A 20,287-nucleotide genomic window follows, 5' to 3' on the forward strand; every position below is an offset into this window, starting at 1 on the left:
GGAGTCCTGCAATGGACAAGCTCAATGGCATCACCGTGTTCGTGCAGGTGGCTGAGAGTCGCAGCTTCGTGGCCACCGGCCGGGCACTGGGGGTTTCGGCCTCGGCGGTCGGCAAAAGTATCGCGCGCATGGAGCTCAAGCTCGGCGCCCGGCTGTTTCACCGCAATACCCGCAGCATCAATCTGACCGCCGAAGGCGCCATGTTTCTGGAGCGCTGCCGGCGCATCCTCAACGAGCTGGAGGCCGCAGAACAAGAGTTGTTCATGACCTCCGAGTCGCCCAAAGGGCGCTTGCGGGTGAGCATGCCGCAGGTGGGCAACGTGATGTTCGTGCAACTGGCGCGGTTCATGGAGCGTTTTCCGGAAATCCAGCTCGATCTGGAGTTCACCGATCGCCTGGTAGACGTGATCGAAGAGGGTTTCGACGCGGTGATCCGTACCGGTGTGCTCAACGATTCACGGTTGATGGCGCGGCGTCTGGGCGACTTCGCCTTTCACATCATCGGCGCTCCGGCGTACTTTGAGCGCTTCGGTGTACCGAGCAGTCTTGATCAGTTGAGCGAGCACCATTGCCTGCATTACAAGCTCGCTTTCAGCGGCAAACTGGAGCGCTGGCCATTTCGCGATGTGGCCGCCTCGGTCGAAGCGAAGATTCCGGTCACCATGGTCTGCAATAATATCGAGATGCTCATCCATGCCGCGCGCATGGGCCAGGGGCTGGCCTGCGTGCCTGAGTTCTCGGTGCGCAAGGACCTTGAGGAAGGGCGCTTGCGTTCGATCATGGCCCCGCAGCTGGATCGTGCCCTGCAGATGCAGGTGGTGTGGCCGTCGAGTCGGTTCCTGACTCCAAAATTGCGCGCGTTCATCGATTTCATTTGCGAGGAGGGGCTGTAGGCCGTCAGGTGATTGTGCAGCGTTCAGGCGCGGCTCTTGGCGGGCAAGCCTTTGAGTCGTGCAGCTGTGAGAGCAAGGCTTGCCCGCGAAGAAGCCGATACAGCTGAGATCTATTTCAGGAATCTCCCATCGTCGAGCATTGTGAGGCACAATAGCCGCAGACTTTTTTCGGGATTCGCAATGTCCAGATTCACAGGCTTCGGCTTGCCCCGTGCTGCGGTGGCGCTGGCGGCCGTGCTGGCCAGCCTGGCCGGCTGCTCCAGCAACAAGCCAGCCATCTATGATCATGAAAACTTCGACGAGTCGGGGACCTATTCCCGTACCTACCCGGTGACCGACGTAGCGTCCTGCGAAGCGGCGCGGCGCGCCTTGCTGAGCCAGGGCTACATGATCACCAGCAGCGACCCCAAGCTGGTCAGTGGTCACAAAAGCTTCCAGCAGACCGGCGATACCCACATGGAGATCAGCTTCAATGTGGTCTGCGCCACCGATGGCGGGCATGGTGCGACCATGTTTGCCAACGCCCTGCAGGACCGCTACGCGCTGAAGAAAACCAACAACTCGGCCAGCCTCGGGGTCGGTGTGCTAGGTTCGGTGTCGATGCCGATCGGTTCCACGGATGATTCGATGGTCAAGGTGGCCAGCGAAACCGTGACCTCGGACAAGTTCTATGATCGCTATTTCGCCCTGGTGGAAAACTTCCTGCCCAAGGATGCCAAGCCCAAGCCCACCGTCGAAATAAAACCCAAGGACGAGTTGGGCGTGCCTGAGCAGCCAGCCGAGCAAAAGCCTGGTGCGCAAGCGGCGCCTGTCGTGCCTGTGCCGGCAGCGGTGCCTGCTTCGGTAGCGCCTGCACCTGCGGCGGCGCCTGTGCTGCCCGCAGCACCGGTAAGCCCGGCGGCCTCGGTGGTTGCCGCGCCTGTGGCCACGGGCGCTGCGGCAGTCGCGACCACCGAGCCGGTTGCCACGCCCGTACAGCCGGCCGCCGCTGCCGCCGGCGCGCCAGCCCCGACGGTTGCCAGCACTGTGAGCTCTGCCCCCGCAGCGTCCGCGCCGTTGACCTCGACCCCAGTCGTCCCGGTAGCGCCAGCGATGCCTGCGCAATTGCAGGCCGTGGATGAAACCGTGCAGTCGCAGCCGGTGGTGCCGCCGGCCGATCTCGAGGCGCCGATCTCCACCCAACAGCAGGCCAGCACACCGTGACGCTCAGTGCCCGGCAGCCACCGCATGCCGGGCACTTCACGCCATTAGGCTCTTCGATGAAACCTTTTTCTCCGGGCCATGATCTAGTCTCTGGCAGGTCATCCAGGAGAGCGTCATGTACCGGTTTTTCGAACAATTGAGCACTAGAATCGCCGCCCCCTTCATCCAGAAAGAACGCCGTCACAGCAAGGTCTGGGAATGTCAGTGCGGTCAGTCGATCTTCTTTCGCAACAGTCAGTGCCTGGCCTGCCAGGCGGCGTTGGGCTACTGGCCCCACCGCGGGATGTTGTCGTCGTTATCAGCGGGTCCTGAGCTGGGTACCTGGAGCCTGGATGCCGAAGAGCAGGCGGGGCTGTTCCGTCGCTGCGCCAACCTCGATACCCCAGCGGCCTGCAACTGGCTGATCCCGATGAACGACAGCGGCGACCTGTGTGTCGCCTGCGCGCTCAATCGCACCATTCCCGATCTGTCGGTCCCGGAAAACGCCGGTTACTGGTGCAAGGTCGAGACCGCCAAGCGCCGCCTGGTCGCCCAATTGCTCGACTTGGGCCTGTGGGTGATTCCCAAGACCCAGGACGAGGTCACAGGGCTGGCCTTCGATTTCGTCGGCGTCGACATCAGTGGCGTGGCGCCGACCACCGGCCACGCCGACGGCCTGATTACCCTGGACATCAAGGAAGCCGACGACGCCCACCGCGAGAAGGTCCGCCTGCAGATGCGCGAACCCTATCGCACCCTGCTCGGGCACTTTCGTCACGAAGTCGGCCACTACTACTGGGATCGCCTGGTCGCCGACAGCAAGTGGCTGGAGGATTTCCGCAATCTGTTCGGCGACGAGCAGGCCAGCTATGCCGATGCCCTGCAACGCCATTACGACCAAGGCGCACCGCTGGACTGGCAGGAACACGCCGTGAGTGCCTACGCCACCATGCACCCTTGGGAAGACTGGGCCGAAACCTGGGCGCACTACCTGCACATGATGGACGCGGTGGACACCGCCCTGGGCTTTGGCATGAGCGCCAAGCAGATGGACCTGGACTACCAGCCGTTCCCGCTGGAAACCCTCTACGACCCAGAACACAAGAGCGGCCCGGCGTTTCTGGCGTTCGTCAATGCGTGGATCGAGCTGGCAGGGATGCTCAACGAGCTGTCACGCTCGATGGGGCAGCCAGATTTCTACCCATTCGTACTGCCGCCTGCGGTGATCGCCAAGCTGCACTTCATTCACTTGGTGATCCAGGACGCCGGCGGGCGTGCCGATGAAGTGCTTAACGTCTGACCCCTGCGCTACCTCTGCCTCGGGAATGTACGGCTCTGCGCCGCACATCCCTGGGGACTTTCATGATATTGGCAAGCACCGGCCTCTTCGCCACCACTCAAGCCCCGCAACTATCCTTTACAACCCCAACACCATCCGCCGCTCAAACCCGACCCGGCCTTTATAAGCCTCACCCTGATCCACCCAGCCCATCGCCGTATACAACCCCAGCGCCGCCTCATTCCCCGCATCCACCGACAACTCCAGCCGTATCACCTGCGGCCACACCTTGGCCACAGCCGCCGGCAACTCCGCCAGACACGCGCGGCCAAGCCCGCGCCCCTGCTGGCGATAATCCACCTGCAGGGCATTCAGCGTCGCGGCCTGCGCATGAGCCCAGGGTGCAAGCATCTGCCCGCGCTTGATCAGCAGAAACGCCAACGGCACACCCTCTACCAACAGCGCAAAGCCACGCACCGCATCCTCCGACAGCCCCACGAGGCCGTACAGCGCGCTGGCGATATCGCCGCTGAAATCCTTTTGCTCGGGCGTCACCTCGATGTCCAGCAACTGCTCGCGCTGCTCGGGTGTCAGGTCCAGATAATCGACCAACTGCACAACTACCACCTTAAGCACTGTTTTGAGGGGCAAACAGGGTCGCTCGCCAAGGTTCCCCAACGCAAGCGGCAAGTGCCTGAAGGCCATGGAAATTTTCTCTGCGATCAGAGGTTGTAACTTCTCGCCAGACCGGTACAATGGCCCCGCTCGCCGCCAGGTGAGCAGCGCGTTATGGTGACCCCATCGGTCCCCCCGCATCGATTACCCGTGAACCTGGTCAGATCCGGAAGGAAGCAGCCACAGCGGGAACATTGAGTGCCGGGGTGTGGCTGGTGGGGTTGCCTCCATTCTAAAGGCCCGCCGGTTCTCGACGGGTAGCTGCGAAAAAATTGAAATTTGACTGAGTGCATGCCTGCCGAGTAGTTACAGCCTAGGCGGTATTGTCGTGTCTGCGGTAATTGTCCTGGGTCATCAGATGCCAGTTGACGCATAGATGCCCAAAGGTCGACTGACTGATGTGGTGAAGGTCATTTCAGATAAGCTCGTTCAGGGTGGGGCTGTGATCTCTGGGTATCACTGATGCGGGTGTTAAGTGAATTTTTCCGGGTTTCGTAGACACCTCCAGGCCTCAACGGAGGCCTGGTAAGGCACTGCGGAACAATCTGCTTTTAGTCGGAAGCTGCCGCCTATGAAAGGCAGCTTCCGGCCCGGAGCTACCGTTAATGGAGGACAGCTATCGGCCAGAAGCGGTCCGTTGAATTGCAGCCACTCATGACAATCAGTGACATAGCACGTGTTGCAATGCGTTAGCCCATTCATGCGAGTTTTCGGTAATATCCTTGATATTTCAGGATTATCGAAGGCTAAGAAATGGACGTCCAGATGTCGGTATCGCTGCACAACCTTGGCCTCGCCTATCGCAAGGCCAAGGTTGACCTCTACTACTCAACCAACCCCTTGCTGTTCGACATTGCCAACTATGAAGACGATCTGAGCAATAACCTCACTCGCTTGAAAGAGCAGATCGAAGCCATAAGCGAGGATTGGGTGAAAGATCCGGCATTCCTCGGCACTTGGACGCTGGCACCTAAAGAAATTCAGGTGGACAAAGGAACGCAGGATCAAAGCCTGATCTTCGCCTCACCGGAAGCCGAGTGGCTAAGCGCGACTGAAGCCGGCAGTCACCCCACCGCCGTATTCCGTCTTATGGCCCGCTGCAGCATCAATTTTCACGTACTGTCATCGCTATGGATGATGGAAGTCGGCGATCTCTTCGACAAACAGCTCAGCAGCAACGTCTTTGGCAGCCGCCTGCGCCGTAACCGGCGCGATGGGATCAACACGAGGGCCCTTGGATCATTCAAGCCTTATCTCAGACCCTTCCGCGAATGGCGCGACGGCGGCATCAAGGCGATGCGCACTGCCCTGAGCGAGAAGAAAAACGTATTGGCACTAACTGCTGACGTAAGCAGTTTCTATCACGAGCTAAGCCCCGGCTTTATGCTCGACGACAGCTTCCTTAAATTAGTCAAAATTGAACTGAGCGAATCGCAGTCAAAACTGAACCGCCTGTTCATTTCTGCCTTGTTGGCCTGGGCACAAGAAACGCCACTAGGAAAAGGTTTACCCGTAGGTTTACCGGCGTCTGCCGTGGTCGCAAACGCGGCGCTAATCAGGCTCGACCAGTTCATTGAGCTACAAGTAGTGCCGTTGTATTACGGCCGCTATGTGGACGACATTCTACTAGTCATGGAAAACGCCAGCGACATCAAAACCACTGAGCAGTTTTGGGCGTGGATCTTCAGCCGGGAAGGAGGCGAGTATCTGTTCAGAAAGGATAACGCCAGTATCTTATTCAAGCCAGACTATCTGAAAGACGACCGCATTGTTTTTGCAAACAGCAAAAATAAGCTGTTCATCCTTTCCGGCTCGCCAGGCACAGCTCTGGTCAATGCAATTTCCGAACAGATCAACCACCGTGCAAGTGAATGGCGCGCCTTACCTGATCTGCCGAACTCGCCTAACACCGTGGCTACCGACTTGCTCAAAGCCACCAACCTTGCCGGTGAGCAAGCAGACAACCTACGTAAAACAGATGCCCTGACGCTGCACCGTGCTGGCTTCGCTCTCAGCCTTCGCAACTACGAAGCCTTCGAGCGCGATCTCCCCCCAGAGGATTGGCAAGCACACCGTCATGCCTTTTTCGCCGCAGTCATCGAGCATCTGATGACCCCCGTGAAGTTCTTCGAACTGGCTCAATACCTGCCACGCATTATCCGCATGGCTACCGCCTGTGAAGATTTTGAGTACCTAGACAAGATTATTAGTGCACTCACTAGCCTAATCAATAAAGTCGAAAAAAACTGCGTTCTAGAGATCAAAAGCCTGGCTGCGACCGACGTGCCAGCCGAAGCCCGACATCTATGGAAACGATCCATCGGAGAAGTTATAGCGCAGAACATCGTCTCAGCGTTTCCTTCCCGCCTAAGCAAGTCGGGGGCTACAGCTTGGAAGAACCAGATGACAAGCCATATGGAGGGCCTTGCTTCTATCATCTGGAGTAACTACCTTGATAGGCCAATGAACATCACCAGCCAGCACATACAGAAGCTTCAAGCTCGTATGTTCAGCTTTGACCTTGCCCATATCCCCTTGCGCTTTGCAGGCCTCCCTCAAGAAATGGTCAGCCAGCGTGGGATACCATTCCGTAAAAACCTGGCAACGTTCGACGCAGAAAAGCTACTGCCTGACGTGATGATCGACGGTATCTCCACACTGGCCAATTGGCTCAGATTCAAACGCGGCACCCCGTCAGGACTAACCTTCGCCACTCGCCCCTTCAGCCTCAATGAGCTCTACCTCATAGCGCCCAGTCCTTTTGCTACCTCCAGCCGCCAAGCCATGGGTTTGGTGGTGCAGGCATTAAGAGGCTTTGAGTTGACCGAGCACAAGATGCCGTACCTCGACAAAAAGCAGGTTTTACATATCCCGGATGGAGAACCCAAAGCCAAGCAAACCATAGCTGTAGCCAGCCTAGAAACCAAAGATGAAAGCTTTACCGCCGCCATCATGGGATTTCCCGACCCGGATGGTCTTCACCGTTATCAACGCATCAATCGCCTGATCAACGAACTGATCTCTCGGCCTGACGGCGCTGGTTACTTGATCCTCCCGGAAGTGTCTCTACCCCCCCAATGGTTTATGCGTATCGCCGAGAAGCTCAAGGGCCGTCGCATATCTTTGATCACCGGTGTGGAGTACCTCCACGCACCGAGAAAGTATGTGCGCCACCAGGTTTGGGCTTCGCTGACTCACGACGGTCTTGGGTTTCCTTCGCTGATGCTCTATCGCCAGGATAAACAGCGTCCAGCATTCCATGAAGAGCAAGAGCTCTTTCGCCTAGCAGGTCTGCAGATGCAGCCCGCTCAAGAGCAACAGTGGCAAAAGCCCCCGGTCATCCAGCATGGGAACTTCCGCTTTGCCATCATGATCTGCAGCGAACTGACCAATATCCGTTACCGCGCTGACCTGCGTGGCCAGGTCGATGCGCTGTTTGTTCCAGAATGGAACAGCGACACAGACACATTTAATGCACTGGTGGAGTCTGCCGCCCTGGATATCCATGCCTACATAATCCAGTGCAACAACCGCCGCTTCGGTGATAGCCGTATCCGCGCCCCGTACAAGGACCGTTGGAAACGCGACATATTGCGCGTCAAGGGTGGCAACCACGACTACTGCATTACCGGTGAAATCGACGTATTAAGCCTGCGTCAGTTCCAATCCAGCCATCGTTCGCCGGCCTCAGGTTTCAAGCCTGTGCCAGATGGCTTTAACGAGAACATGGCATCTGATCGAAAAGTATTACCCAAAGGGGCCTAGACCTAAAAATGGCGAGACCGACTGAGGTCTGACTATGTATAGCGACGATCGAAGTCAGACCGTCGCTAACCGGCCAGGAGCGGACACTTCTGAAACGCCGCCTTTTTTGCTTTGAGCGAATAGGGTGTCTAAGAAAGTAGCGGCGGCTTTGTCTTTGCTTTCTTGGGGGCATGGGTTTGAGATCCTGCTATAGGTTGAATACTTCGATAGCTCTCGACATAGTCTTTGCACCGACGCCCTTAACCTTGGACAAAGAATCCTTGTCGAGCGCCCCAGATTGAACTCGTGCTTTGATGATTTCTTTAGCAGTACTTCGACTCACGTCCAGTAATGCTTCAAGCTCGTCGATAGTCGCTACGTTAATATCCAAATTAATTTTTACCTTTTGGGAGGCGCCCATATACTCTAGCAGATCTGCAATTACGAGATATGTATGGAAAACCGCCTTAACTGCCTCAATCTGCTCAACGTCAGCATGGACGCCTTTGTTAGTTATTTTGTTTGTCTTTTCAAGCCACGAGCCTAGAAAATCGACATGAGTCTTGGCTAAATCCCGATTACTTTCTGATTCAATAGCATTGTCCATGAACGCCCAAAGTCTGTTCACATACTGACCTTGGCCAAGAATCCGCCCTTTATGGGGAATTTGACTCGCAGGATAAAGCTCGTCAGCTAAGCCTTCTAGAATCCGTCGGCATGATGTAAGCGCTTGAGACCACTCTTCGGCCTTAGACGCAGATACTGAACGAAAAGCTATCATTAGCTGCTCAGCCAACAATGGGTTCAGATCGAGAAGTTTGTCATCGACGATTGTTTTTAGTAAATCAAAGCTGTTACTTACTGTTCCCGAAAATCGTAGTTTGTTATAAAGTCCTGAAGCAAACTCATGCGCTTTTCTGCGGACATAACTAAGGTGGTTATATAGAGGCGTTTTATAATAAGTTCCATCGTTACCGCGTTTGGCGCGAGCGAGATCTGAGTATCGCTCCTCGATAAATCCAATACTCAAATAACCGCCACCTGCGGAATGATTTTTTAATTCCAGCTCTTCGGTGGCTAAGTGCAGCCCTCGTTTTAAGCCGAGCTTCTCAAGATCTTTGATAATGCTATTAATATCTTGCTGCTTGGTCTCATCGCTAGAATAGTCTCTTTTAGTCGCAGCAGCTAATAGCTTTTTTATTTCATCAACATAATTATGATCGCCAAACTGAATCTGGCACCATATTTGAATATCAGTATTATCAACCAGCACTGCTGCGCGTGATAATTTTTGTACTGATGAAAAAACTGAGCCCTTAGGCGACTCTAAATCCTTTAAAACCTGTTCCAATAAATTCAACGCTTCAGATTTTTGCGTCATGGCTCACTCATCAGACTAAAGATTAAGGCGAATTTTCTTTGCACATAGTACGCGGATTAGAACCACCGAGGTAGGGGTTACTAACATTCGTTTGATTGAGCGGGGATGACCTCGAAGGCTGGTTTGGCTTACAAGCCGCTTTGCTGATATCTTCCCTTATGCACAAAAGGGATCATGCCGTGGCCACGTATCTTAAGTACTTCCCCAAACCAGTCCTTGATGACCTCATTAGCGGCCGATGGCTGCCTATCATCGGGGCTGGGATGTCGCTCAATGCCGATGTCGCATCAGGTCAAAGGCCACCCCTTTGGGGGGAGCTTGGTAAAGCGCTGGAGGAGGATCTGATTGACTTCAACTCAAATGGAGCCTTAGACGCTATTTCTGCATACGAGCACGAACTGGGCCGCGCTCGACTAATGGATAAGCTCACACAAGTGCTACTCATTCACGAGGCACAGCCAGGGGCAGCTCACAAGAGCTTCTGCTCCATTCCTTTTGACATAGTCTGCACAACCAACTTTGATTTCTTGCTGGAGCAGCAGTACCGGTTAGGTCCAAACATCGTCTACCCCATCCTTGAAGAAGAGCAACTTTCGCTAAACTCATCCAAACCTGGGATCAGCTTGCTTAAGCTCCATGGGGACCTTCACCATCCTAGAAGAATGGTGGTCACTGAGGCCGATTATGATGGTTTCCTATCCAACTATCCGCTGTTCGCCACTTACCTCGCGAACCTCTTGATCACCAAAACAGCTGTGCTTGTGGGGTATAGCCTAGACGATCCAGATTTTCGCCAAATTTGGCATGTAGTCTCCCAGCGACTAGGTCGAACCAGACGATTTGCATACACGATTGTCGTGGGAGCCAATCAGTCAGATATTTCACGATTCGAGCGCAGGGGCGTGAAGGTCATTAATCTACCAGGTACTCGTGACAGATACGGTAAGATTCTCGCCCAGGCTTTTGATGAGCTTCGTGAGCTTGTGAGAGACCAGGTCTTTACGGTCAGTAACGTTACTGAAGAGAAACCTATGCAAGAGCTGTCGCTGCCACGCTCAGCTCCGTCTCGACTTTGCTTTTTCTCACTGCCGCTAGATGTGCTGCCGTTCTACAAAGATCGGGTATTTCCTGATCTGGAGGAGATTAACTTAGTCCCAATTACTGCCGATGGTGTGATTTCGCCGGCTGATACTGTCATAGCGAAGCTAGACGCGTTGATTGACCGCTCGATCGCGATGGTGATTGATCTCTCCTCCAACTGGACTCTCGTCGAACTGAAAATGGCAATGAGCCGGGCTTCCGTAAGAGAGAGGGAGGGTAGACCTCTTCCGCTCATAGTCGTTGTAAGAAAGGGCCAACAGCTACCTTCAATGCTCGAAGGGATGACAGTAATCATCCGGCCTGATTTATGGACCTCTGAGTCGGAGGACTTTGCGATCTTTCTTATCAGAACACTCGAAAAGATCATTCCATTAGATCGTACCTCCCAGCAGGGGGAGGCGCGCCGCTTACTAAGGGCAAAAGAGTACCGCTCAGCAATCGTCTCTGCCATTACCTACCTAGAGGGGGAATTACGAAGAGCTCTGCGTCTCAACGAAGAGGAGCTTGGTTCAAGGTCCTACTCATTGATCGGGATGGTGAAATCCGGAATCAAGAAAGGCCTGATAAGCGACGATTTGCTGCCCAGCCTCTACGAGTGGATTCAAACCAGAAATGGGATTGTGCATTCCAAAGATGACGTAGGAGCCTCTGCAAGAAATGCAAAAATGATTGTAGATGGAGTTATAAAGATTGTGAGTGGCTTCTCGCGGGCAAAGTGAATTGTTTGGATCCGAATCGCCTATCTGCCTCCGGGCAATAGGTGAAAACGTCCGCCTCTGGAAGTAAAGGCAGGGCTAGCTCCTGGCGCGCGCCCCCTACACCTATGAAGGACCGCTTTTGGCCGATAGCAGCCTTTTTTGCGTCAGGCAGCAATTGATCATTCAAGCATTCTTCTACGATTCGTTGATTCGGCGGAGCAGACCAGTTAGAGCTTTTGGTGGGGGCAGCCTGCCACTGTGATTGTCTTCGGACACTCCTGGTCTCTTCAATCGGAATGAATTGTCCGTTCAACGGTAGAAACATCTTGTGATCGAGAGGGCGGTGCTAGCGCGCCAGGGCGGCCTTAGATATCCGCGTCGAACCCTTTTGCCGCCATCGCGTCGGTGGCAGCGGCATGAGCCAGTCCGAAGCCTATGCGAGGTAGGCTGGATGCGGAGTCTTCAAAGGCGACCAGCTTTGCTATTGGATGTCCATTTTTAGTGATGATGATTTCGCTTCCTCGGGCTGCTTCTTGCGCCAAACGCGGTAAGTGAGTCTTTGCCGTGCTGATGTTTACGGTGGCCACATTCGTCATATCGAGAGTTCTCTATCTTCTGACAAGTCGATTGCCCCGGGAGGGATATAAGAGCCTGCCCCGGTTTGGTGTATCAGCGCCATTCGTGGCGGCTGATATGCCCTGTCGGGGGCAAGCCCTCGCGCTACAGGTGGGTGTTGGCTATCGAATGCAGAGCCTCAAGCGTCCATCCCGCCAATCAACGAATCGACCACCGCTTTGGCGGACTTGAGCGTGTGGGCCATGGCGAAGGCGTCTTCACTGGAAATCACCCGTGCGCCCATTGCGGTGTCGTGTAGCGACGCATGCAGGGAGTTGAGCAGGGCGGAGACGGTTTCCATCGCGTCGGCGATCGGGATGTCGGGGGTTACGGCGAACAGGGAGCGGTCGAGGTGGGCGTCGCCGGTGGGGCAGAAGGCGTGGCCGGGGGCTGTTGTAATCTTTGATTCAGACATAAATGCGGTTCCAATTGTTTTTAGGAGCTGCAACCGTCCGTTACCAAGCGAAAGGTGGCAGCTGTACGCAGGTTGGTAAACCGGTCGGAACCACCCGGCAGGCCAAAGCCTCCCGCGTACAGCCGCCATAATGCAATTTGCAGACACGACAGAGCGGTCAGCAGATTGATCAAGCGCTGAAGAATTCCGAATCGGGTTACCAAGCCCGGTCGCTGATGAGCAGCGACGTCGGCACCATACCGATGACGGGGAGGGCTGGCAAGGCTGGCTATATCACAGCAGCCAGGTAGATATGAGCTGTGGCATGTACGCGCAAGGCCCGCTTGCCGAAATCCGCTTCCGAATTCCATTACGGCAACCTCGAACCTGCCGAATTACCTGATTCGGCAATATTGTGCCGAATTATTGCCGCAATATTGCCGTATTATCGCCGTATCACTATTATCGGCCCATTGCCCAACACCACCCCAGGGCGCCGAGCCGAAGCGACAATGATCATGGCGAACAAACCCAACCGTAGCAGCCTCATCGAGTTCTTCCGTGCTCGCCCGGAGTCCTGGCTGTCCCTTTCCGACCTGGTCCAAGCGTTCGACGTGCCCGAGCGAACCCTGCGCAGCTGGCTCGGCGCTGCTCTGCAGCAAGGCGATCTCGAATCCCGAGGCAGCACCAAAGCCCGTGCCTACCGCCTCGCTCGGCCCGCTGTGTGGGCAGCGCCGCCGCCATCAGCGGCCTACGAAGTCCGAGAGTCCGGTACCGAGGCCGTGTTCTCCCCGCGCAGCGCCGAGATCATCCGCCGTGTACGGGGCCCCTTGTTCTCCCGTAATCCATGTTCCTATCGCGAAGATTGGCTGCGCGGATACCAGCCAAACATCACCCACTACCTGCGCCCCGAAGACCTGGCCCTGCTCCACGAAAACGGCCGCCGTGCCAGCGACGAGATGCCGGCCGGCACCTACGCGCGCAAGATCTACAACCGCCTGCTCATCGATCTCTCCTACAACTCCTCGCGCCTGGAAGGCAACACCTATTCGCTGGTCGACACCGAGAAGCTGGTGCTGGAAGGCATCGCCGCCGACGGCAAACTCGATATCGAGCGGGTGATGATCCTCAACCACCGCGAGGCTATTCGCTATCTGGTCGACGGCATCCATTCGCTGGAGGCGACCAGCGACAATATCCGCACCCTGCATTACCTGTTGGCAGAGGGGCTGGTCGCGCCGGGCGAGGCGGGCAATCTGCGCGATGACGGCGTGCGGATATCGTCCAGCAGTTATATCCCTTGGGAGGGCAAGGCGCGTCTCGAAGGTCAGCTCCATCTCATCGCCAACACTGCCGCCCAGATCCGCGACCCTTTCGAGCAAAGCCTGTTTCTGCTGGCGCATGTGGCCTACCTGCAGGGCTTTATCGACGTCAACAAGCGCACTTCGCGGATGGCCGCGAATATCCCGCTGGTGCGCTACAACTTGGTGCCATTGTCGTTCGGCTATATCAGCACCGAGGACTACGCCAGCGCGATGATCGCGGTGTATGAACTCAACGAGATCGGCCCGCTGGCGGACCTCTATCTGTGGTCGTATATCCGCAGCTGTGGACGTTACGGTGCGGTGGCGGAGTCAGTCGGCATCGATACGCTGCGCGTGTTGCATCGCCAGCAGAGAAGGGCGCTGATCGCTCGCGTCGTCCGAGAACAGCTACACGGTGAGGCGCTGGAAGGGGTGCTGGCAGATGCGATCAGCTCACTACCACCAGAGCAGCAAGACAAGTTCATCGAGGACACGCGTTACGATCTGCAGCATCTCTCGAACGTGAGCATTGGCGGCATGGGCCTGACCCGCGCCCAGCTGGAGCAGTGGCTGGCTGAACGCGGATAACCGGACGGGAAAAATCGCAGGCAATAAAAAACCCGCCGAAGCGGGTTCTCCCAAGACCATCCCAACATCCTGTCGGTGGCCATCCGGGCCATGGTCGATCGTCCTTGATCCAGCAGCGCTGCCTGCGTTGCTGTTGATGGGTCTAGATTACTGCTTGGCCCCTGTGAGCAACAGAGCCAAACACCGCCGCGTCGTGTAAGCCTTTGGCTATAGCGTGTGTCGTCAACCGGCAAGCCCTCAGCGCCGCTTGCCGTTATCCAGCACCCGCGCGGCGATGTCGTCCAGTGCCACCACCTGATTCACGCCGCCCAGCTTGATCGCCTCGCGGGGCATGCCGAACACCACGCAACTGGCTTCATCCTGGGCGAAGGTCTCGGCGCCGGCGTCATACATCTCCTTGAGCCCGCGGGCGCCGTCGTCGCCCATGCCGGTCATGATGATGCCAGTGGCGTTGCGCCCGGCGAAGCGCGCCACAGAGCGGAACAGCACGTCCACCGAGGGACGATGGCGATTGACGTGGGGGCCGTCCAGCACCTGCACGTGATAGAAGGCGCCGCTGCGCTTGAGCACCATGTGCTTGCCGCCGGGAGCGATCAGCGCCAGGCCCGGCAGCACGCGGTCGTTGTTACGGGCTTCGCGCACTTCAATGGCGCACAGGCTGTTGAGCCGCTCGGCAAAGGACGCGGTGAATTTTTCCGGCATGTGCTGGACGATCACCAGCCCTGGGCACACCCTCGGCAAGCGCGTCAGCACTTGCTCCAGCGCCTGGGTGCCGCCGGTAGAGGTGCCGATGGCGACCAGGCGCTCGGTGGTCTGCGCCATGGCCTGGCCACTGGCCGGCAGGATCACGTCAGCCGTGCAGCGCGGCGGGGGCGCCACGGCGGGCCGCGGCCGGGCCTGCAATACGCGCAGATTGGCCTTGGCTGCACCGCGTACCGCGCTGAGCAACTCGGCCGCCGCTTGCTGGAGGAAATCCTTGAGGCCGCTGCGCGGTTTGGTGATGACCTCGACGGCTCCGGCGGCCATGGCCTGCAGCGCGGTTTCGGTGCCTTTTTCGGTCAGCGACGAGCAGATCACCACCGCAGTGGGGCGCTCGCTCATCAGTTTGCGCAAAAACGTCAGGCCGTCCATGCGCGGCATTTCGATGTCGAGGATGATCACGTCGGGCCAGCGCTTGGCCATTTTATCCAGGGCGAACAGCGGATCGCTGGCGGCGCCCAGTACTTCGATATCCGGCTCGCCTTCGAGGATGCCCTGGATGACCTGACGGACCACGGCCGAATCGTCGACCACCATGACTTTGATCCTGTTCATCATGGTTTGCGGTAGATCGAAGGCGAGATGACGTCGAGGCTGTCGCACACGCCGTTGAGGCTCTCGGAGTGGCTGACCAGAAAGTATCCGCCGCGGCGCAGGTGCGGCAACAAGCGCTGCACCACTTGGCGCTTGGTGGCCATGTCGAAGTAGATCATCACGTTGCGTAGCATGATCACGTCGAATTCGCCCAGGCGCGGCAGCGGTTCGTTGAGGTTGATACGGGTGAACTGCACGCGCTCGCGCAGGCGCCGTTCCACCAGCAAGGTGCCGGCCTGGCGGCCGATGCCTTTGAGGCAATGGCGGCTGAGCAGGTCGTGGGACAGGTTGCGCGCGCGCTCCATGGGGTAGTGGCCGGCGCGGGCCTTGTCGAGCACCTGAGTGCTGATGTCGGAGGCCAGTACTTCCCAGGGGCTGTTGCCCAGGCCGTCGGCCAGGGTCATGGCGAGGCTGTAGGGCTCTTCACCGCTGGAGCAGGCGGCGCTCCAGATGCGCAGCGGCCGCGTGCTGGAGGCGTGGGGCAGGACTTGCTCGCGCAGGAAGTCGAAATGCTTGGGCTCGCGGAAGAAATACGTCTCGTTGGTGGTCAGCATGTCCAGCGCCATCAACGACTCGGCCGCGCCTTCCTGGCTGCTGATCAGGCGAAAATAATCGCCATAGCTGTTCATCTCGTGATGGCGCAGGCGCTTGGACAAGCGGCCAGCTACCAAGGCTTTTTTCGCCGGGCTCATGTGGATGCCGGCGGTGGCGTGCAGCCAGGCCTGAAACTGCTGGAATTCCCTGTCCTTCAGGGCGACGCTGTTCATGCGGCGCTGTCTGCGGTGACATTCGACAGCACCGCCATGTCCTCGACGCTCAGCACATGATCGACATCCAGAGCGATGACGAATCGCCCGTCGATGCGCGCCATGCCGCTGATGAAGTCGGTACGAATGCGCGAACCGAAACTGGGCGGCGGCTCGATGGCCTCGGCGGGAATGTCCAGCACCGCCGACACTGCGTCCACCAGCAGGCCGAACACTTGGCGTTCGCCGTCTTCAGCCTGTACTTCGATGATCACCGTGCAACTGCGGCGGCTGATCTTCGAGCGCGGCTGGCCGAAGCGCGCCGCCAGATCGACCACCGGCACTACGGCGCCGCGCAGGTTGATCACGCCACGCACGTAGTCGGGCATCATCGGCACCACGGTGAGCTGGCCGAACTCGATGATCTCCTTGATGCCCGGGATCGCCAGGGCGAACAGTTCGTCGCCCAGGGTGAAGGTCAGGTATTGGTTGTCCTGGCTATCGCTGGCCGGGATTTTCTCGGCGGTACTCATGGTCGCGCCCTCAGAAGTGGGTGAATTCGGCTTCGTTGAGTTCCAGTGCCGGCTGCGCGGCCCGGGGCTTGGCGCGTGCCGGGGCAGGGCGCTGAAGCTGCGTGCGCGGGCGGGTCATGGGCGCCGTTTCGCTGCTTTCGGACTCTAGCGTGAAGAAGGCCATGGCGCGTTGCAGTTGCTCGGCCTGGCTGCTCATTTCCTCGGCGGTGGCGGCTAGTTCCTCGCTGCTCGAAGCGTTCTGCTGGGTCACCTGATTGAGCTGGACCATGGCAATGTTGATCTGCGCCACGCCCGCGGCTTGTTCTTCGGACGCCGCGCTGATTTCCTGGACCAGATCGGAGGTCTTGGTAATCGACGGCACCATTTCGCCGAGCAAGGCGCCGGCGCGTTCGGCCAGGTCGACACTGCTGGTCGACAGTTCGCCGATCTCCTGCGCGGCGATCTGGCTGCGTTCGGCCAGTTTGCGCACTTCGGCGGCGACCACGGCAAAGCCTTTGCCATGCTCCCCGGCACGGGCGGCCTCGATGGCGGCGTTGAGGGCCAGCAGGTTGGTCTGGTAGGCGATGTCGTCGATGATGCCGATGCGCTGGGCGATCTTCTTCATGGCGGCGACGGTCTGATCCACTGATTTGCCGCCTTCGCCGGCTTCGCGCGCGGCCTTGCTGGCCATGCCGTCGGTGACCTTGGCGTTGTCGGTGTTCTGGTTGATGCTGGCGCTCATCTGCTCGATCGAGGCGCTGGTTTCCTCGACGCTGGCAGCCTGCTCGCTGGTGGCCTGGCTCATCGATTGAGCGGTGGCGCTGACCTCTTCGGAAGCACTGGCCAGGCCGTCGGCGGCGTGACGCACTTCACCGATGATGCGTGACAGCTTGCCGACCATGTTCTGCATCGCGCCGACCAACTGGCCGGTTTCATCACGGCTGGTGACGTCGAGACGCGCGGTGAGGTCGCCGTCGGCCAGGCGCTGGGCCATTTCTGCGGCCTGCTTGAGCGGACGGGAGATGATCCGCGACACGAACCAGGCCATGAACAGGCCCAGCAGCAGCGCGACGATCAGCACGCTGACGATGGCCACGCGGGCACTGGCGTACACCCGGTCACCCTCGGCGCTGGCAGCGCCTGCGCCGTCGTCGTTGAGCTGGACCAGCCGCGCCAAGGTGTCGGAGATCCGGTCGAACACCACTTTGGACTCGCCGTTGAGCAATGTCCGCGCCTGCTCCACTTGATCCTGGCGGGAAAGCTCCAGCAAGGTTTTGCTGAGGTTGTAGTAGCTGGTCATGTCGGCGCTGACCGAATCGTAGAGCTGGCGTTCTTCGGGGCTGCTGATCAGAGCGCCGTACTGCTCCAGGCGTTTTTGCGTATCCGCGTGCGATTGCCCTATCTGGGTTTCGATGCTGGCTTTGTCCTTGTCCTCTGACAGCACGTGCCGCGCTTCGCGGGTGCGGTACTGCGCCATATAGAAACGCATGCCGGACGCCGTGCGCATCGACGGGATCCAGTTTTCTTTCATCTCGGTCGAGGTGTCGTTGACCTTGGCCAACTCGATGATGGAGAACGCGCCCATGACGACTGTGAGCGACAGCACGGCAATGAACGAGGTCAGCAGCTTGGTGGAGATTTTCAGGTTGTAGAACCATTGCATGATGAACGTCCTTGGGACTAGCCCGGCCTAGAAGGTGTTGCGAGTAAGAGAGGAGTGTTCGATCGGGCGCGGCCTGTGCTGGCTGTGCTGTTCGATCAAGTTCTTGAGCAAGGCGGGAATGTCGAGGATCAAGGCCACGCTGCCGTTGCCCAGGATGCTTGACCCGCTGATGCCGCGCAGGCCGCCGAACAGCGGTCCGAGCGGTTTGATGACAGTCTGGTGTTCGCCCATCAGGCGATCGACCACCAAGCCGGCTTTCTGGCCTTGGGCCTTGACTACCACCACGTTTTCCCGGCGCGGCAGGTCGCCGTCCAGCGCCAGGTGTTCACGCAGGAACACCAGCGGCAGGACTTCGCCACGCAGGTCGATATGGCCCCGCTCGCGCAGGGTGTCGCGCTGCCCGTGGGGCAGTTCGATGCATTCGTGCACCACGTCCAGCGGCACCACGAAGCCGCCGCTGGCCACTTCCACCAGCAGGCCGCTGATCATCGCCAGTGTCAGGGGCAGGCGGATGCGCACCGTGGTGCCCAGGCCCGGCTGGCTGTAGAGGTCGATGCTGCCGCGCAGGCTGGTGATGTTGCGCTTGACCACGTCCATGCCGACGCCGCGCCCGGACAGATTGGTGACGGCTTCGGCAGTGGAAAACCCCGGTTCGAAAATCAGGTTGAGCAGTTCGCGCTCGCTGGGCTCCACGGCGCCGATCAAGCCCTTGTCGCGGGCCTTGGCGAGGATGCGCTGGCGGTTGAGGCCGGCACCGTCGTCGATCAGCTCCAGGACGATGCTGCCCGAATCATGGAAGGCATTGAGGTGCAGGGTGCCACGGGCGGGCTTGCCGGCCGCGACTCGTACGTCGGGGGCTTCGATGCCGTGGTCCATGGCGTTGCGCAGCAGGTGCATCAGCGGGTCGCCGATGCGTTCGACCAAGGCTTTGTCGAGCTCGGTGTCGGCGCCGCTGATGACCAGTTCGATGTCTTTGCCGAGTTCTTCGCTGACGTCGCGCACCACCCGCTGGAAGCGGTTGAAGGTGTCACCGATCGGCACCATGCGCATGGCCAGGGCGCCATCGAGCAGCTGTTCGACGAGGCTGGCGACCACCGACGTGGCTTCGCGCAGGTGTTCGTCGCCTTGTTCGCGGGCCAGCAGCTGAGCGCCGGCACTGGCCGTGATCAGTTCGCCAGCCAGGTCGATCAGGGTTTCCAGCTGGTCGGCGCGCACGCGGATAAAACGCTGGCTCTTCACCTCTCCAGTGGCTTTGTCCGGGCTGCTTGGCGCGGTGGGGTGTTCGTTCAGGAGAGTCGGCGAGGGCTCGCGCAGGTCATCGGCGCTGACCGTGCCACAGCGCACCAGGGCGTCGGTCAGCCACGGCGCCTCGGCGCCCATGTCCTGCAGCCATTGGCGATAGTGGGCAGCGGATGTGTCGGGGGCGAAGATGAACAGGCGGCAATCGTCGCGCACGAATTCGAAGGCTTCGGCGAGGGTCGCTTCATCGTGTTCGGACAGCAGCCTGATCTCGAAACCCAGGTAGCAGGTCTCGGCATCCATGTGCGCGGCGGGCGGCAGCTGTTCGGCGCAGGTGACCACACCCAGCAGTTCGCCCAGGGTGGCCAGGTAGCGCAGGAAGGACAGCGGGTCCATGCCGTTGCGCAACATGTCGGGGCCGAAGCGTACCGAGATATGCCAGGCGGCTTCGGTTTGCAGCGCGGCGTGGGTCAGGGCCGGCGCGGCGGGGTGCTCGGGTTGTGCCTGACGATAGCGGTTCAGGCGCTCACGCAACTGCCCTTCGTGGCTGAGGCTTTGCGCGGTGAGCGTCGAGCGCTGCACCGCGACCACCTCGACCAGTTCCAGCAGATGGTCGTTGCACTCCAGCATCAGGGCGATCAGTTCACGGTTGGCCTGCACCTGGCCGTCACGTAGCCGATCCAGCACGTCCTCGACCACATGGGCGAAGCTGACGATGGAGTCCAGTGCGAACAGGCCGGCCGAGCCTTTGATGGTGTGCGCTGCGCGAAAGATGCTGGCCAGTTGGTCGGCATCCTCGGGCGTGTGTTCGAGTTGCAGCAGGGATTGCTCCATGTCCTGCAACAGTTCGCGCGCTTCGGCGATAAATGTCTGCAGGGCCTGTTCGAGGTCGATATTCACGGCGGCTGTCCTGTCAAAGG

Annotated in this window: 15 protein-coding genes and 1 other RNA gene; 7 read left to right on the top strand and 9 right to left on the bottom strand. The window is 58.7% G+C overall.

Translation table 11 applies throughout. The annotated features are described in order from the left end of the window. Positions 1-11: 11 nt before the first annotated feature. The 3 genes from REH34_RS22765 to REH34_RS22775 all read left to right on the top strand — a co-directional run bounded on the left by REH34_RS22765 (position 12) and on the right by REH34_RS22775 (position 3,375). The gene (locus tag REH34_RS22765) at positions 12-893 is read left to right on the top strand and encodes a LysR family transcriptional regulator (protein ID WP_226503498.1); all 882 of its coding nucleotides are present in this window, start codon (positions 12-14) and stop codon (positions 891-893) included. Positions 894-1,073: 180 nt separating this feature from the next. Next, positions 1,074-2,096 (top strand): DUF2242 domain-containing protein, encoded by a 1,023-nt coding sequence (locus REH34_RS22770; RefSeq protein WP_311969241.1) that lies wholly within the window; start codon positions 1,074-1,076, stop codon positions 2,094-2,096. Positions 2,097-2,211: 115 nt separating this feature from the next. Then, entirely contained in the window at positions 2,212-3,375 is a 1,164-nt protein-coding gene (locus tag REH34_RS22775; protein WP_311969242.1) for a putative zinc-binding metallopeptidase, read from the top strand. A 117-nt stretch (positions 3,376-3,492) separates the two neighbouring features. On the opposite strand, the gene REH34_RS22780 is transcribed toward REH34_RS22775, so the two are convergent. Then, positions 3,493-3,972, bottom strand: coding sequence for a GNAT family N-acetyltransferase (locus tag REH34_RS22780; RefSeq protein ID WP_409373161.1), 480 nt, complete (start codon positions 3,970-3,972; stop codon positions 3,493-3,495). 181 nt (positions 3,973-4,153) lie between these two features. Between REH34_RS22780 and ffs the strand changes: the two genes are divergently transcribed. Together ffs and REH34_RS22790 are read left to right on the top strand one after the other, a co-directional pair. Beyond that, positions 4,154-4,250, top strand: an RNA gene (gene ffs / locus REH34_RS22785) — signal recognition particle sRNA small type. Between the two features lie 544 nt (positions 4,251-4,794). Next, a complete protein-coding gene (locus REH34_RS22790) occupies positions 4,795-7,794 on the top strand; it encodes an RNA-directed DNA polymerase (RefSeq protein ID WP_311969243.1) in 3,000 nt (999 codons plus the stop codon). A gap of 187 nt (positions 7,795-7,981) precedes the next feature. Here REH34_RS22790 and REH34_RS22795 read toward each other — a convergent pair whose 3' ends face one another. Further along, entirely contained in the window at positions 7,982-9,154 is a 1,173-nt protein-coding gene (locus REH34_RS22795) for a helix-hairpin-helix domain-containing protein (protein ID WP_311969244.1), read from the bottom strand. A gap of 179 nt (positions 9,155-9,333) precedes the next feature. Between REH34_RS22795 and REH34_RS22800 the strand changes: the two genes are divergently transcribed. Continuing rightward, positions 9,334-10,974 carry an SIR2 family protein gene (locus REH34_RS22800; RefSeq protein WP_311969245.1) on the top strand — a complete coding sequence of 547 codons (1,641 nt, stop codon included), beginning with the start codon at positions 9,334-9,336 and terminating at the stop codon, positions 10,972-10,974. 344 nt (positions 10,975-11,318) lie between these two features. On the opposite strand, the gene REH34_RS22805 is transcribed toward REH34_RS22800, so the two are convergent. Both REH34_RS22805 and REH34_RS22810 read right to left on the bottom strand, forming a co-directional pair. Next, the gene (locus REH34_RS22805) at positions 11,319-11,549 is read right to left on the bottom strand and encodes a type II toxin-antitoxin system prevent-host-death family antitoxin (RefSeq protein WP_311969246.1); all 231 of its coding nucleotides are present in this window, start codon (positions 11,547-11,549) and stop codon (positions 11,319-11,321) included. 158 nt (positions 11,550-11,707) lie between these two features. Continuing rightward, on the bottom strand, positions 11,708-11,983 hold the full coding sequence (locus REH34_RS22810) for a DUF3077 domain-containing protein (RefSeq protein ID WP_311969247.1): 276 nt from the start codon (positions 11,981-11,983) through the stop codon (positions 11,708-11,710). 497 nt (positions 11,984-12,480) lie between these two features. Here REH34_RS22810 and REH34_RS22815 point away from each other — a divergent pair, with 497 nt between their 5' ends. Further along, positions 12,481-13,854: a Fic family protein gene (locus tag REH34_RS22815; protein WP_226503514.1), complete on the top strand. Its 1,374-nt coding sequence runs from the start codon at positions 12,481-12,483 to the stop codon at positions 13,852-13,854. A 237-nt stretch (positions 13,855-14,091) separates the two neighbouring features. On the opposite strand, the gene REH34_RS22820 is transcribed toward REH34_RS22815, so the two are convergent. From REH34_RS22820 to REH34_RS22840, 5 genes are read right to left on the bottom strand one after another with little or no spacing between them, the layout of a single operon-like run. Next, complete coding sequence (locus REH34_RS22820; protein WP_275948745.1) at positions 14,092-15,171, bottom strand: chemotaxis response regulator protein-glutamate methylesterase; 1,080 nt, start codon at positions 15,169-15,171, stop codon at positions 14,092-14,094. After that, positions 15,168-15,974 (bottom strand): protein-glutamate O-methyltransferase CheR, encoded by an 807-nt coding sequence (locus REH34_RS22825; protein ID WP_226503516.1) that lies wholly within the window; start codon positions 15,972-15,974, stop codon positions 15,168-15,170. Before REH34_RS22825 ends, REH34_RS22820 begins: the two co-directional genes overlap by 4 nt. Beyond that, positions 15,971-16,486: a chemotaxis protein CheW gene (locus tag REH34_RS22830; protein WP_226503517.1), complete on the bottom strand. Its 516-nt coding sequence runs from the start codon at positions 16,484-16,486 to the stop codon at positions 15,971-15,973. The genes REH34_RS22825 and REH34_RS22830 overlap by 4 nt, the downstream gene beginning before the upstream one ends. Positions 16,487-16,496: 10 nt before the next feature. Beyond that, positions 16,497-18,128, bottom strand: coding sequence for a methyl-accepting chemotaxis protein (locus REH34_RS22835; protein ID WP_311969248.1), 1,632 nt, complete (start codon positions 18,126-18,128; stop codon positions 16,497-16,499). 27 nt (positions 18,129-18,155) lie between these two features. After that, complete coding sequence (locus tag REH34_RS22840) at positions 18,156-20,267, bottom strand: chemotaxis protein CheA (protein WP_311969249.1); 2,112 nt, start codon at positions 20,265-20,267, stop codon at positions 18,156-18,158. Between the last annotated feature and the right edge of the window lie 20 nt (positions 20,268-20,287).

Source organism: Pseudomonas baltica, assembly GCF_031880315.1.
Lineage (GTDB): Bacteria > Pseudomonadota > Gammaproteobacteria > Pseudomonadales > Pseudomonadaceae > Aquipseudomonas.